Origin of the sequence: Paracidovorax citrulli (genome assembly GCF_900100305.1) — a bacterium.
Classification (GTDB): domain Bacteria; phylum Pseudomonadota; class Gammaproteobacteria; order Burkholderiales; family Burkholderiaceae_C; genus Paracidovorax; species Paracidovorax citrulli.
Genome location: NZ_FNEY01000002.1, coordinates 214,296 through 229,362 on the forward strand (window position 1 = coordinate 214,296; position 15,067 = coordinate 229,362).

11 protein-coding genes are annotated in these 15,067 nt (G+C 67.7%); 6 read left to right on the plus strand and 5 right to left on the minus strand.

Going from position 1 to position 15,067, the window contains the following annotated elements:
• The 4 genes from BLR99_RS02225 (at position 1) to BLR99_RS02240 (ending at position 4,827) form a co-directional block, all read left to right on the plus strand.
• Positions 1–1,581, plus strand: coding sequence for an ABC transporter substrate-binding protein (locus BLR99_RS02225; protein WP_011794092.1), 1,581 nt, complete (start codon positions 1–3; stop codon positions 1,579–1,581).
• Between the two features lie 64 nt (positions 1,582–1,645).
• Positions 1,646–2,557, plus strand: a complete 912-nt coding sequence (locus BLR99_RS02230) for an ABC transporter permease (protein ID WP_061855783.1) — start codon at positions 1,646–1,648, stop codon at positions 2,555–2,557.
• Between the two features lie 207 nt (positions 2,558–2,764).
• Positions 2,765–3,763: an ABC transporter ATP-binding protein gene (locus tag BLR99_RS02235; protein ID WP_011794094.1), complete on the plus strand. Its 999-nt coding sequence runs from the start codon at positions 2,765–2,767 to the stop codon at positions 3,761–3,763.
• On the plus strand, positions 3,760–4,827 hold the full coding sequence (locus BLR99_RS02240; RefSeq protein ID WP_017439821.1) for an ABC transporter ATP-binding protein: 1,068 nt from the start codon (positions 3,760–3,762) through the stop codon (positions 4,825–4,827). Before BLR99_RS02235 ends, BLR99_RS02240 begins: the two co-directional genes overlap by 4 nt.
• 21 nt (positions 4,828–4,848) lie before the next feature.
• Here BLR99_RS02240 and BLR99_RS02245 read toward each other — a convergent pair whose 3' ends face one another.
• The 3 genes from BLR99_RS02245 to zwf all read right to left on the minus strand — a co-directional run bounded on the left by BLR99_RS02245 (position 4,849) and on the right by zwf (position 9,504).
• Positions 4,849–6,489 carry a methyl-accepting chemotaxis protein gene (locus tag BLR99_RS02245; protein ID WP_046060424.1) on the minus strand — a complete coding sequence of 547 codons (1,641 nt, stop codon included), beginning with the start codon at positions 6,487–6,489 and terminating at the stop codon, positions 4,849–4,851.
• Positions 6,490–6,972: 483 nt separating this feature from the next.
• Positions 6,973–7,818: a MurR/RpiR family transcriptional regulator gene (locus BLR99_RS02250; protein WP_011794097.1), complete on the minus strand. Its 846-nt coding sequence runs from the start codon at positions 7,816–7,818 to the stop codon at positions 6,973–6,975.
• A 219-nt stretch (positions 7,819–8,037) separates the two neighbouring features.
• Complete coding sequence (gene zwf / locus BLR99_RS02255) at positions 8,038–9,504, minus strand: glucose-6-phosphate dehydrogenase (protein ID WP_011794098.1); 1,467 nt, start codon at positions 9,502–9,504, stop codon at positions 8,038–8,040.
• Positions 9,505–9,744: 240 nt separating this feature from the next.
• Between zwf and tal the strand changes: the two genes are divergently transcribed.
• Together tal and pgi are read left to right on the plus strand one after the other, a co-directional pair.
• Positions 9,745–10,692, plus strand: coding sequence for a transaldolase (tal, locus tag BLR99_RS02260; protein ID WP_011794099.1), 948 nt, complete (start codon positions 9,745–9,747; stop codon positions 10,690–10,692).
• A gap of 14 nt (positions 10,693–10,706) precedes the next feature.
• Positions 10,707–12,305: a glucose-6-phosphate isomerase gene (gene pgi, locus BLR99_RS02265; protein ID WP_011794100.1), complete on the plus strand. Its 1,599-nt coding sequence runs from the start codon at positions 10,707–10,709 to the stop codon at positions 12,303–12,305.
• A 132-nt stretch (positions 12,306–12,437) separates the two neighbouring features.
• Here pgi and groL read toward each other — a convergent pair whose 3' ends face one another.
• Both groL and BLR99_RS02275 read right to left on the minus strand, forming a co-directional pair.
• Positions 12,438–14,075 (minus strand): chaperonin GroEL, encoded by a 1,638-nt coding sequence (gene groL, locus BLR99_RS02270; protein ID WP_011794101.1) that lies wholly within the window; start codon positions 14,073–14,075, stop codon positions 12,438–12,440.
• Between the two features lie 58 nt (positions 14,076–14,133).
• A complete protein-coding gene (locus tag BLR99_RS02275) occupies positions 14,134–14,424 on the minus strand; it encodes a co-chaperone GroES (RefSeq protein ID WP_011794102.1) in 291 nt (96 codons plus the stop codon).
• Between the last annotated feature and the right edge of the window lie 643 nt (positions 14,425–15,067).

A 15,067-nucleotide genomic window follows, 5' to 3' on the forward strand; every position in this document is an offset into this window, starting at 1 on the left:
ATGAATTTCCCACGCACGGCATTGCGCGCCGCCTTCGGCGCCTCCCTGATCGCGGCGGCCTGCATGGCGGGCGCGCAGACCATCCGGGTCGCCAACCAGGGCGACGCGCTGTCGATGGATCCGCATTCCCTGAACGAGAGCCTGCAGCTCAGCGTGACCGGCAATATCTATGAGCCGCTCGTGGGCCGCAACAAGGACCTGAGCCTGGCGCCGGCGCTGGCCACGCGCTGGGCACAGCTCTCTCCCACGGTGTGGCGCTTCGAACTGCGGCGTGGCGTGCTTTTCCACGACGGCACTCCGTTCACCGCGGACGACGTGCTGTTTTCGCTGGCACGCACGCAGGCCGGGAGTTCGGACATGAAGACGTACACCAACGACTTCAAGGAAGTGCGCAAGGTGGACGACTACACCGTCGAGATCGAGACCAAAGCTCCGTACCCCATCCTGCCCGATGTGCTCACGCTCGTGTACATGATGTCGCGCAAGTGGTGCGAGACGAACCACGCCACGGAGCCGGTGGATCGGCGCAGGGGCGTGGAGAACGCGGCGTCGTTCCGGGCCAACGGCACGGGGCCGTTCCGGCTGCGCGAGCGCCAGCCCGGCGTGCGTACCGTGTTCACGCGCAACGCGCAGTACTGGGGGGCCATCGAAGGCAACGTGTCCGAGGTGGTGTTCACCCCCATCGGCAACGACGCCACCCGCGTCGCGGCGCTGCTGTCGGGCCAGGTGGACGTCATGGAGCCCGTGCCGGTGCAGGACATCGAGCGCGTGAACACGAGTCCGCTCACGCGCGCAGTGACCGGGCCCGAGCTGCGCACCATCTTCCTGGGCATGGACCAGAAGCGCGACGAGCTGCTGTATTCCAGCGTGAAGGGCAAAAACCCGTTCAAGGACAAGCGCGTGCGCCAGGCCTTCTACCAGGCCATCGACATCGAGGGCATCCGCAAGACGGTGATGCGCGGCGCCTCCAATCCGTCGGCGCTGCTGGTGGGGCCGGGCGTGAACGGTTTCCAGGCGGATATCAAGCGCCTTCCCTACGACACGGATGCCGCGAAGAAGCTGCTGGCCGAAGCCGGCTACCCCAACGGCTTCGAGGTGGGCATGAACTGCCCCAACGACCGCTACGTGAATGACGCGCGCATCTGCCAGGCAGTGGCCGCCAACCTCGCGCGCATCGGCGTGAAGGTGAACCTGCAGGCGGAAACCAAGGGCACGTACTTCCCCAGGGTGCTGCGGCGGGATACCAGCTTCTACATGCTGGGCTGGATGCCCGCCACCTACGACGCGCACAACGCGATGACTGCGCTGATGGCCTGCGTGGACGACAAGGGCGCCGGGCAGTTCAACCTGGGCGGGTACTGCAATCCCAAGGTGGACCAGCTCACGCGGCAGGTGCAGTCGGAGGTCGACAAGGCCCGGCGCGACGCGATGATCCGCGAAGCCTTCGAGATCCATGCGGCCGACGTGGGCCACATCCCGCTGCACCAGCAGGCCCTGGCCTGGGGCGTGTCGCGCAAGGTGGCGCTGGTGCAGATGGCCGACAACTTCATGCCGTTCAAGTGGATGAGCCTCGCGAAGTGATGCCCTGATCCGTTCCGTCCGCGTGGAGATGCCGTTCCGCTCCACGCTTTTCCCGAATCGCACGATGAAAAAAACGCTTTTCCGATGGTTCGACAGCGATGTCGGCTACAGCTTCCGCACTTCGCCCGTCGCCATCGGCGCCGCGGCGATCGCGGTGGTGTGCGTGTTCTGCTCGCTGTTCGCGGGCTGGGTGGCGCCGCACAATCCGTTCGATCTCACCACGCTCGAATTGAGCGATGCCCGGCTGCCGCCGGCGTGGAGCGACGGAGGCTCCTGGAAGTACCCGTTCGGCACGGACGACCAGGGGCGCGACATTCTCTCGGCGCTGATCTATGGCGCGCGCATTTCGCTCATCGTCGGCCTGGCATCCGTCGCGCTGTCGGTGGTGGTGGGGGTGGCGCTCGGGCTGCTGGCGGGCTTCAAGGGCGGCTGGATCGACGCGGTGCTCATGCGCCTGTGCGACGTGATGCTGTCCTTTCCCGCGATTCTCGTGGCGCTGCTGATCGCCGGCGTGGGGCGCGCGGTGTTCCCGAACGCGCACGAGTCGCTGGCCTTCGGGGTGCTGATCCTCTCCATCTCGCTCACGGGCTGGGTGCAGTACGCACGCACCGTGCGCGGGTCCACCCTGGTGGAGCGCAACAAGGAATACGTGCAGGCGGCCCGCGTGACGGGCGTGTCGTCCCTGCGCATCATGCGCCGCCATGTGCTGCCCAATGTGCTCGGCCCGGTGATGGTGCTGGCCACGATCCAGGTGGCGACGGCCATCATCACCGAGGCCACGCTGTCCTTCCTGGGAGTGGGCGCGCCGCCCACTTCGCCGTCGCTCGGCACGCTGATCCGCATCGGCAACGACTATCTGTTCTCGGGCGAATGGTGGATCACGGTGTTCCCGGGCGTGATGCTGGTGCTGATCGCGCTCTCCGTGAACCTGCTGGGGGATTGGCTGCGCGATGCGCTGAACCCCCGCCTCCGCTAGAAATGGAGCACGCCCCCCTGAGCGGCTGCGCTGCTTCCCCCCGCTCTCGCCGCGCTGCGCGCGGCGGGCAGGGGGACGACGCCAGCGGCCTGGCGAAGCCAGTTCCGCGGCGTCTGCTGGCGTGGCCTGCTCCGCGGCCACAGGTCGGGCCGCGCCAGTTTCGAGCGCCGTGCCGAAGCGCAATGCATAACGGATGGATGGTTTGCCATGTCCCTTCTTGAAGTCGAGAACCTCGTCGTCGAATTTCCGGGCCGCCGCGGGACGCTGCGGGCGCTGGACGATATTTCCTTTTCGATCGCGCCGGGCGAGATCCTGGGCGTGGTGGGCGAGTCCGGTGCGGGCAAGTCCCTGACCGGGGCGGCCATCATCGGCCTGCTGGAGCCGCCGGGCCGCGTGGCGGGCGGGCGCATCGTGCTGCAGGGCGAGCGCATCGACGATCTGCCGCCGCACAAGATGCGGCACGTGCGCGGGCGGCGCATCGGGGCCATTTTCCAGGATCCGCTCACGTCGCTGAACCCGCTCTACACCGTGGGCCAGCAGCTTACCGAGACGATCCAGACGCACCTGCCGGTGAACGCCGCCGAGGCGCGCCGCCGCGCGATCCAGTTGCTGAAGGACACGGGCATTCCCGCGGCGGAGCAGCGGGTGGACCACTATCCGCACCAGTTCTCGGGCGGCATGCGGCAGCGCGTGGTGATCGCCCTGGCGCTGGCGGCCGAGCCCCAGCTCATCGTGGCCGACGAGCCCACGACGGCACTCGACGTTTCCATCCAGGCGCAGATCATCCAGTTGCTGAAGAACATCTGCAAATCGCGCGGCGCGGCGGTGATGCTCATCACGCACGACATGGGGGTGATCGCGGAAACCTGCGACCGCGTCGCCGTGCTGTACGCGGGCCGCGTGGCCGAGATCGGGCCGGTGCACGAGGTGATCAACCATCCCGCGCACCCCTACACGGCGGGCCTGATGGCCTCCATTCCCGACATGGAGCAGGACCGCGAGCGCCTGAACCAGATCGACGGCGCCATGCCGCGACTCAACGCCATTCCCCGGGGCTGCGCCTTCAATCCGCGTTGCCCGCATGCCTTCGACCGCTGCCGCGAGGAGCGGCCGGAGCTGCTGCCCGCCGGGCCGACCCGCGCCGCGTGCTGGCTGCATGCCGCCGTGCCGAACGCGTCCGCCGCCATCCAGGAAGCCGTGTCATGAGCGAAAACGCGCACACTCCCCCGAAGAACGACGCCACCGTGACCGCCACCGCGCCGCTGGTGCAGGCGCATGACCTCGCCAAGACCTTCGATGTCTCCGCGCCGTGGCTCAACCGCGTATTGGAGCGCAAGCCGCGCACGCTGCTGCATGCGGTGGACGGCGTGAGCTTCACCATCGAGAAGGGCAGGACCCTCGCGCTGGTCGGCGAATCCGGCTGTGGCAAGAGCACGGTGGCGCGCCTGCTCGTGGGCCTGTACGAGCCTACGCGCGGCGGCCTCACCTTCGACGGGCAGGACGCCCATGCCGCCTTCAAGGGCCGCGACGCGCGCACCATGCGCCAGCGCATCCAGATGATCTTCCAGGACCCGTACGCGAGCCTGAACCCGCGCTGGATCGTGGAGGACATCATCGGCGAGCCGCTGAGCGAGCATGGCCTCATCACCGACAAGGCCCAGCTGCGGCAGCGCGTGGGCGAGCTGCTGCAGTCCGTCGGCCTCTCGCCGCTGGACATGGCCAAGTACCCGCACCAGTTCTCCGGCGGGCAGCGGCAGCGCATCTCGATCGCGCGGGCGCTGGCCACCGAGCCCGAGTTCCTCGTCTGCGACGAACCCACGTCGGCGCTGGACGTGTCCGTGCAGGCGCAGGTGCTCAACATCATGAAGGACCTGCAGCGCGAGCGGAACCTCACGTACCTGTTCATCAGCCACAACCTCGCGGTGGTGCGCCACGTGAGCGACCAGGTGGGCGTGATGTACCTGGGACGCCTCGTGGAGCTGGCGGACAAGCGCGAACTCTTCGCTGCGCCGCGCCATCCCTACACCCGCATGCTGCTGGATGCGATCCCGAAGATGCACGACACGGGCCGCGCCCGCACGCCCGTGCAGGGCGAGGTGCCGAACCCGCTCAATCCGCCGTCCGGCTGCGCGTTCAATCCGCGCTGCCCCTATGCGAATGACCGCTGCCGCACCGAGCGCCCGCAGCTCATCGATGACGGCGGCACGCGCGTGGCGTGCCATGGGATCGAGGAGGGGCGGATTCCCCTGGCATCCGCTGCCGTGGCCTGAATAGCGAACTGCCGGGGCCGGTCAGGCGGCCGCCAGTGCCGGCAGGTGCGCACGCGCCCTGGCCGGGCTGTGGGCACCCCATCCCGTTGCCGCAGGCGAGGCCTGGGCCTGCAGCTTGAAAACCGCCACCAGCGTGTTGAGCTGCTCCGACTGCGCCCGCAGGCTGGCGGCCGCGGCGGCGCTTTGCTCCACCAGCGCGGCGTTCTGCTGCGTCACCTGGTCCAGGTGATTCACGGCTTCTCCCACCTGGCTGATGCCGCTGCTCTGCTCTGCCGAGGCGTTGGCGATCTCGCTGATCAGGGTGCCGACCTGGCGCACCTGGGCCACGATTTCGTCCATGCTGCGGCCCGCTTCGCCGGCCAGCTGGCTGCCGTTGTCCACCTTCGCCACGCTGTCCGTGATGAGGTCCTTGATTTCCTTGGCGGCCTGGGAGGAGCGCTGCGCCAGCGTGCGCACTTCGCTCGCCACCACGGCGAAGCCCCGGCCCTGCTCGCCGGCGCGCGCCGCTTCGACGGCCGCGTTCAGCGCCAGGATGTTGGTCTGGAAGGCGATGGAATCGATGACGCTCGTGATGTCCGCGATCTTGTTCGACGAGGCCGCGATGGTCTTCATGGTGGCCACCACGTTCCCGACGATGGTGCCGCCCTGTTCCGCCGCCTGGGTGGCAAGGGCAGCGAGCTGGTTGGCTTCCCGTGCCGTGTCGGAATTGGTCTTCACGGTGCTGCTCAATTCCTCCATCGATGCCGCGGTTTCCTCCAGGCTGCTGGCCTGCTGTTCGGTGCGCTGGCTCAGGTCCGCATTGCCCATCGCGATCTCGGCCGCGCCGGTGGCGATGCTCTCGCTGCTGTCGCGTACCTGCCCGACCATGGACACGAGTTGGCCGTTCATGTGCTGCAGGGCCTGCAGCAGTGCCGCGGGTTCGTCCCTGCCCTGGATGTGGAACGAGGACGTGAGATCGCCCTGGGCCACGGCCGAAGCGACGGAAACCCCGGTGGCCAGTGGCTGGGTGATGGAGCGCGTCACCACGACGGCCAATGCCAGGCCGCAGAAGAGCGAGAAGGCGATGAGTACGCTGAAGACCAGGATGGCGTGGTCGTATCCGGCGCTCGCGGCGGCGGCCGCGGCGGCGCCGCGTTCCTCGTTCAGCTTCACCAATTGGGTCAGCGGCTCGGTGAGGTCGGCGAACAGCTTGGCGGAATCGCCGGTCGCGAGAGTGCTGGCCGCGGCGGTCGACGCACCGCCTTCGTCCAGCAGTGACACGAGGCGCCGTTCGAGGATGCGGTAGTTGTCCAACTGCGCGCGGAAGACGTTGAAGAGCCTCTGCTCTTCGGGCGAGGAAATCATCTTTTCGTAGATGGCGATGTTGCGTGGCAATTGCTCGTCCATCAGCGCATTCTGGCTTGCCAGTTGCCGCTGGCGGCCGTCGGCGCTGGCTTCCAGCAGACGCCGCAAGCTGGCCCGCCGGCCGCTGTTCAGCACGGCCCGCACTTCACCGATGGCTCGGACACTGGGCAACCAGCGGGTTCCGAGCTCATTGGCGTGGTAGTTGATGTTCCGGATCTGAATGATGCCGAACAGCCCCAGGCCGAGCAGCAAGGCCAGCAGGGCGCCGAACCCCAATGCCAGCCGCGTGCCGATCTTGACTTGTCGAAGGATTTGCATGGATGAACTCCCTTGGTACATGTTGCTAGATCATATTTATCAATCTTAGCGCAGTCTCGCGTGTTTGTATCGTTTTTAATGCTTTCCGCTCCATGAAAAAGTGAGGTGCATCAACGGTCGAGTAGGAAATTTGCCCTCAATTTTAAAGTGATAAAAATATTACTGACCACTTCAGGCCATCCGGTGCGTCCAGCCGGTGTGCAGCAGCAGATCTCGGTCAACCGGTCAGGCTTGGGCGCGGAAACGCTTCGCCGGTGCTCAGGCACTGGGAAGGCACGATGCGTGGGTGGCAGGCATGCGCCTGCGCCCCGCTCCGGGATGGTGGACGCCGGATCGCGGCGGCGGCGGCCTGAGGTAAGCGGCCGCGGACTTCAGGACCGCTCTCCACATGGGGCCGGTTCATTGCCTGCGATCGGCAGGTGGATTGCCCGTGGCGGGCGGGATGGAGCCGCGTGGTCGAGGGACCGCGCGGTGGCGCTTCGTTCAGGTGTAGCGCTTGGCCCGCAGGTTGTCCTTCATCTGCTGCAGGCGGGGCTGCAGCGGCTCGCCGATGCGCAGCGCCACGCAGGTGGCGAGCACGTCGATGATGAGCAGGTGCAGCAGGCGGGAGACCATCGGGCTGTAGCGGTCGTATCCCTCTGGATGGTCCGCCGCCAGATGGATGTGGCAGGCGCTGGCCAGGGGCGAGCCGCTGGCGGTGATGGCGATGGTGGTGGCGCCGTTCCTGCGGGCGATGTCGGTCGCGTCCATGAGGTCGCGCGTACGCCCGGAGTTGGAGACGATCACCACGCAGTCGCCCGGTCCCAGCAGGGTCGCGCTCATGACCTGCATGTGTCCATCGCTGGTCGCGAGGCTGGTCACGCCCAGCCGGAAGAACTTGTGCTGCGCGTCCTGCGCCACGATGCCCGAGTTGCCGGCGCCGTAGAACTCGATGCGCCGGCCTGTCTGCCAGGTGGCTGCGATCGCCTGCGCGGCCTGCTCGATGGCCTTGGTGCTCGCCGCGTTGCGGTACTGCAGGAATGCGGCGACGGCGTTGTCCACGACCTTCACGAGCACGTCGCCGGTCTTGTCGTCGGCGTCCACGCTGCGGTGGATGAACGGCACGCCCTCGCTCACGCTGCCCGCGAGCTTGAGCTTGAAGTCGGCCAGCCCGTCGTACCCCATGCTGCGGCAAAAGCGCACCACCGTGGGCTTGCTCACCCCCGCCCGCGCCGCCAGCTCCCGCACCGGCAGCCGCGCGAACGCACGCGCGTCCTGCAGCACCAGCTGGCCCACCCGCTGTTCGGCGGGGGCCAGCGAAGGCAGTGAGGCGGTGATGCGCTCGAGCATGTCAGCAGTCCCGTGCGAAGGCTGGAGGGCACTGGATGAGTGCCACTGCCCATAGCCCGTGAAACTGGCGCGGCCTCACCCGTCGAATGGCCGCGGAGCAGGCCACGCCAGCAGACGCCGTGGAACCGGCTTTGCCGGGCCACCGGCGTCGTCCCCCTGCCCGCCGTGCGCAGCACGGCGAGAGCGGGGGGATGCGGCGCAGCCGCTCAGGGGGGTGTTTCAAGACTCCTCCATCCAGCTATGCCCCTCGCGCGCCACCATGGCGCTCGCGGCACTGGGCCCCCAGCTGCCGGCGGCGTAGGGCCGTGGGCCGTCTTCCGAGTCGCGCCAGGATTGCATGATGGGCTCGACCCAGCGCCACGCCGCTTCCTGCTCGTCGGCGCGCACGAAGAGGTTCAGCCGCCCGGCGATCACGTCGAGCAGCAGGCGTTCGTAGGCGCCCACCCGCTCCGTGCCGAAGCGCTGCTCGAAGTCCAGGTCCAGGTGGACGGGGGCCAGGGCCTGCACTTCCGAGATGCGCATGCCGCGCTTTTCCTGGCCCGCGGCGAAGAGGTGCAGCGCCACGCCGTCGCGCGGCTGCAGGTGGATCACGAGGCGGTTGGCGCTGCCCAGCGGCGTGCGGTAGATGGCGTGCGGCGTGGGCCGGAAGTTGATGGCGATGTGCGCCTCGTGCGAGGCCAGCCGCTTGCCGGTGCGGACGTAGAACGGCACGCCCGCCCAGCGCCAGTTGGCGATTTCGGTGCGCAGCGCCACGAAGGTCTCCGTGCGGCTGTCCGCGGGCACGCCGTCTTCCTCGGCATAGCCGCGCACGCGCTCGCCGCCCAGCGAGCCGGCGGTGTACTGGCCGCGCACCACGTCCCGCGACAGCGTGGCCGGGGTCCAGGGCACCAGCGAGCGCAGCACCTTGAGCTTCTCGTCACGGATGGCGTCGGCATGGGCGTTGATGGGCGGCTCCATGCCGATGGCGCAGAGCAGCTGCAGTGCGTGGTTCTGCACCATGTCGCGCAGCGCGCCCGTGCCGTCGTAGAAGGCGCCGCGCTTTTCGACGCCGAGCTTCTCGGCCATGGTGATCTCGATGCTGGCCACGGTCTCGCGGCGCCAGAGCGGCTCGAACAGGGCGTTGCCGAAGCGCAGCGCCAGCAGGTTCTGCACCGACGGCTTGCCCAGGTAGTGGTCGATGCGGAAGATCTGCTCTTCGTCGAACACGCGGCGCACGGCGGCGTTGATGGCGCGGTTGGAGGCCAGGTCGTGGCCCAGGGGCTTTTCCAGCACCACCCGCGTGTGCGGCGTGGCGAGGCCCGCGGCACCCAGTTGCTCGCAGGCCGTGGTGAAGAGGCCCGGCGCGGTCGCGAGGTACATCACCACGGTGTCGGCCTGCCGCTCGCCGAGGCGCGCGGCCAGCGCGGCATAGTCGGCGGGCTTGGAGAGGTCCATGCGCTGGAAATGGAGCAGCGCGGCGAAGCGCTCGAACTCCTCGGCGCTGGGCCGCTTGTCCCCTTCCACCGCGGCGAACCGGCTGGCGATGAGTTCCCGGTAGGCCGCGTCGCTCAGGTCGTCGCGCGCCACGCCGATGATGCGGCCGTCCGCCGGCAGCGAGCCGTGCCGGAACGCCTGGAAGAGGGCGGGCAGCAATTTGCGCCACGCCAGATCGCCCGTGCCGCCGAACAGGACCAGATCGAAACTCATTGCCGCCGCGCTCCCGAAGTCTGAAGGTGTGATGGATGGAAAACGAAAACCGTGACAGCGCGGGTGGCACCCGCGCGGCCGTGGCGGCATGTTACCGAGTTTCACGTCGGGGTGCCGGCTGACAGGGTTCGCGGTTACATCCCCCCTACACTCGCCGGTGGCGCAGCGCGCGGTTCCGGGCCCTTTCTTACCAGGGCACGGCAGTCCACCGCGACCGCCCCCAACCACCCGGAGGATTGCATGAACCAACTCGACGCCCTCAAGCAGGTCACCACCGTGGTGGCCGACACGGGCGACTTCCGCCAGCTCGGCGCGTACCGCCCCCAGGACGCGACCACCAATCCGTCCCTGATCCTCAAGGCCGTCCAGAAGGCCGACTACGCCCCCCTGCTGCAGGAATCAGTGGAGCGCTGGCGCGGCCGCGCGCTCGACGAGATCATGGACCGGCTCATCGTGCGCTTCGGCTGCGAGATCCTCTCGCTGATCCCCGGGCGCGTGTCGACCGAAGTGGACGCGCGCCTGTCCTTCGACACCATGGCCACCGTGACGCGCGGCGAGCGCATCATTGACCTCTACCGCGCCGAAGGCGTGGACACTGCCCGCGTGCTCATCAAGATCGCCGCCACCTGGGAAGGCATCGAAGCCGCGCGCATCCTGGAAGAGCGCGGCATCCACACCAACCTCACGCTGCTGTTCTCGCCCGTGCAGGCCGTGGCCTGCGGCGCCGCCCGGGTGCAGCTGATCTCGCCCTTCGTGGGCCGCATCTACGACTGGTACAAGAAGCAGGCTGGCGCCCAGTGGGACGAGGCCGCGATGGCCGGCGCCAACGACCCGGGCGTGCAGTCGGTGCGCCAGATCTACCAGTACTACAAGCACTTCGGCATCCGCACCGAGGTCATGGGCGCGAGCTTCCGCAACATCGGCCAGATCACGGCGCTCGCCGGCTGCGACCTGCTCACCATCGCGCCGGAACTGCTCGCCCAGCTGGCGGCGTCCGAAGCACCCCTGGAGCGCGCGCTCGACCCGGCATCCGCCAAGGACCTCGAACTGCAGCCCGTGCAGTACGACGAACCGGGCTTCCGCTACGCGCTCAACGCCGACGCCATGGCCACCGAGAAGCTGGCCGAGGGCATCCGCGCCTTCGCGGCCGACGCGGCCAAGCTGGAACAGATGGTGCTGGCGGCATGACGGGGATGACCGCCATGACGATGCCCGTTCCCGCCCGCGTGCGCTGCGACCGCACCGCCGCCTGGGCCGCACTGCAGGCGCACTACGAGGCCGCCGGCCGCACCTTCGATATGCGTGAGGCGTTTGCGGCCGATCCGCAGCGCTTCGGCCGTTTCAGCCAGGAAGCGCCCCACGTCTTCGCCGATCTGTCCAAGAACCGCATCGACGCGGGCACGGAAGCCCTGCTGCTGCAACTGGCGCGCGACTGCGGGCTGGAGGGCTGGCGCGACGCGATGTTCGCGGGAGAGGCCATCAACCATACCGAGCAGCGCGCCGTCATGCACTGGCTGCTGCGCGAGCCCGCCGCGGCGCGTGGGGCTTCGGGCCCCGGCGCGCCGGCACTGGTCACCGACGGCCTGCGCGACGTGCACGCCACGCTGCAGGCGATGCTGGACTTCGCCGAACGCGTGCGGGCCGACGGCACCATCACCGACATCGTCAACATCGGCATCGGCGGCTCGGACCTCGGGCCTTCGATGGTGACCAAGGCGCTGGACGACCTGCGCCATCCGGGCAAGCGCCTGCACTTCGTCTCCAACGTCGACGGGGCCGAGCTGGGCAGCGTGCTGCCCGAGCTGCGGCCGCAGAACACGCTGTTCCTGATCGCCTCCAAGACCTTCACCACGGCGGAGACGATGACCAACGCGCACGCCGCGCGCGCGTGGTTCCTGCAGCAGGGCGGCGGCGAAGCAGCGGTGGGACGGCATTTCGCCGCGCTCACCACGAACATCGAGGCGGCGTCCGCCTTCGGCATCGACACCACCTTCGGCTTCTGGGACTGGGTGGGCGGGCGCTATTCGCTCTGGTCGGCCATCGGCCTGCCGATCGCGATCGCCATCGGCGCCGAGGGCTTCCGTAGCCTGCTGGCCGGCGCGCATGCGATGGACGAGCACTTCCGAACCGCGCCGCTGGAGCGCAACCTGCCGGTGCGCCTGGGGCTGCTGGACGTCTGGTACCGCAACTTCCACGGTTTCGCGACGCGCAGCGTGGCCCCCTACAGCCATGCGCTGCGCCGGCTGCCGGCCTACCTGCAGCAGCTGGAGATGGAGAGCAACGGCAAGGGCGTGGATGCGCAAGGGGACACGCTGCCCTTCGCCACCTCGCCGGTGGTCTGGGGTGAGCCCGGCACCAATGGCCAGCATGCCTTCTTCCAGATGATCCACCAGGGTCCGGACATCGTGCCGGTGGAGTTCATCGTGATGCGCGAGCCCGGGCGCGGCCTGCCGGAACAGCACCCCCGCCTCGTGGCGAATGCGCTCGCGCAGGCCAAGGCGCTGATGCACGGCAAGCAGAGCGACGACGGCCACCGCCGCTTCACGGGCAACCGGCCCAGCACCTTCCTGGTGCTCGACCGGCTCGACCCCGCATCGCTGGGTGCGCTGATCGCGCTCTACGAGCACCGCGTCTTCGTGAGCGGCGCGCTCTGGGGCATCAACAGCTTCGACCAGTGGGGCGTGGAGCTGGGCAAGGTGCTGGCCAAGGACCTGGAGCCGCGCCTGTCTTCGGGCGATACGGCAGGGTTGGACGGCTCCACCGCCGGGTTGATGGCGCGGCTCGCCCAGGGCCGTCGCTGAACGATACCCCCAAAAGGAAAAGCCCGCAGGCCGTGAAGCCTGCGGGCTTTTTTGCTTTCCGCCCTGGGGCGGAGCAGCTGGCGGCGTCGGGGGCGGAAATCGCTTCCGCGTCCGCCGCCGCCCGGGCCGCAATTACATGCCCATGCCACCCATGCCGCCCATGTCGGGCATCGCGGGAGCCGGTGCATCGTCCTTCGGAGCCTCGGCCACCATGGCTTCGGTCGTCAGCAGCAGCGAAGCCACGGAAGCGGCGTTCTGCAGGGCCGTGCGGGTCACCTTCGTCGGGTCCAGGATGCCCATTTCGAGCATGTCGCCGTAGGTGTCGTTGGCGGCGTTGAAGCCGTAGTTGCCCTTGCCGTTCAGCACGGCATTGACCACCACGGACGGCTCGCCACCGGCGTTGGCCACGATCTCGCGCAGGGGCGCTTCGATCGCCTTCAGGATCAGCTTGATGCCGGCGTCTTGATCGGGGTTGTCACCCTTGATGTCGCCAGCAGCCTGCTTGGCGCGCAGCAGGGCCACGCCACCGCCGGCCACGATGCCTTCTTCCACGGCAGCGCGGGTGGCGTGCAGCGCGTCTTCCACGCGTGCCTTCTTTTCCTTCATCTCGACTTCGGTGGCAGCGCCGACCTTGATCACGGCCACGCCGCCGGCCAGCTTGGCCACGCGCTCCTGCAGCTTCTCGCGGTCGTAGTCGCTGGTGGCTTCCTCGATCTGGATGCGGATCTGCTTCACGCGGGCTTCGATGTCAGCGGCAGCGCCTGCGCCGTCGATGATGGTGGTGTTTTCCTTGCCCACTTCGATGCGCTTGGCCTGGCCCAGGTCGGCCAGGGTCACCTTCTCGAGCGTCAGGCCCACTTCCTCGGCGATCACCTTGCCGCCCGTCAGGATGGCGATGTCTTCCAGCATGGCCTTGCGGCGGTCGCCGAAGCCAGGCGCCTTCACGGCCACGACCTTCAGGATGCCGCGGATGGTGTTCACCACCAGGGTCGCCAGGGCTTCGCCCTCGACTTCCTCGGCGATGATCAGCAGCGGACGGCCGGCCTTGGCGACCTGCTCCAGCGTGGGCAGCAGGTCACGGATGTTGCTGATCTTCTTGTCGAACAGCAGCACGAAGGGGTTGTCCAGCAGGGCGGCCTGCTTTTCGGGGTTGTTGATGAAGTAGGGCGACAGGTAGCCGCGGTCGAACTGCATGCCTTCCACGACATCCAGCTCGTTGTCCAGGCTCTTGCCGTCTTCCACGGTGATCACGCCTTCCTTGCCGACCTTGTCCATGGCGTCGGCAATGATCTTGCCGATGGATTCGTCGGAGTTGGCGGAGATCGAACCCACCTGGGCGATTTCCTTGGAGGTCGTCGTGGCCTTGGAAGCCTTCTTCAGCTCGGCGACCAGGGCCGTCACGGCCTTGTCGATGCCGCGCTTGAGGTCCATCGGGTTCAGGCCGGCGGCCACGTACTTGGAGCCTTCGCGCACGATGGCCTGGGCCAGCACCGTGGCGGTGGTCGTGCCGTCACCGGCGTTGTCGCTGGTCTTGGAAGCCACTTCCTTCACGAGCTGGGCGCCCATGTTCTGCAGCTTGTCCTTCAGTTCGATTTCCTTGGCCACGGACACGCCGTCCTTGGTCACGGTGGGGGCGCCGAAGGAGCGCTCGAGCACCACGTTGCGGCCCTTCGGGCCCAGCGTCACCTTGACGGCGTTGGCGAGGATGTTCACGCCTTCGACCATGCGAGCGCGGGCTTCGCCGCCGAAAACTACGTCTTTTGCTGCCATTTTGTTTCTCCGGATTCAGTCAACAGGAAGTTGGAAGAGGATGTGATCCGCGAAGCGGTCACTTCTCGACGACTGCGAACAGGTCGTCTTCCTTCATCACCAGCAGTTCGTCGCCGTTGACCTTGACGGTCTGGCCCGAGTACTTGCCGAACAGCACGCGGTCGCCGACCTTGACGCTCAGCACGCTCAGTTCACCCTTGTCGTTCTTCTTGCCAGGGCCCACGGCCAGGACTACGCCTTGATCGGGCTTCTCGGCAGCGTTGTCGGGGATCACGATGCCGGAGGCGGTCGTGGTTTCGCTTTCAATGCGCTTGACGATCACGCGATCGTGCAGGGGGCGAAGGCTCATTTGCATCTCTCCTGGTTCAATAAGGATTGCGACATCGACAGGACGCCCGCGGAAAGCGGGCGTCGGGATCTTCAGCGGCCGTGTCCCACACGGTTGTTAGCACTCGTCCGCTTCGAGTGCTAATGATACGGGCATTTGTTGGGGTTTCAAGGGGGCGGGGCGGGAGGCATGGCCAGGATGGACCACAGCTGCCCCAATGGCCGAGCCATGAACTCTGCGTTGCGTGCTTTTGCTCCGGGCCACCAAGACATAGCGGACTGGGAACCGAAGCAGTCCGGCCTGGACCAGCGGAACATGCCGCAGTCCGTGGCCGGCTATGCCTCGGCCTGTGGGCGCCGCGGCGATATCTCGGCATCGGAGTGGCTGGCGTAATCGCTGGAGGCGACGGGGCTCTCCGAGGGGGGCCAGGAATACGGGGCGGCAGTAATGAATTCGGTAGCCCTATTTGATTGATCCTGTCTATGGTCAAGATTTCGCGTCGGCTCGACAGCCTACAATGCCGGGTTTGCATTTGCGCCCAGCTTTGCGGGAGCCGCTGCCTGGAGGAGGCCGCCGCTGCTTTCCGGAAACACCCGGAATTCTTGCGCAAGGCGCGAGGCCTTGCGTAACCCATTCCCTTTAACGCAATAAGACAGTCACCAGA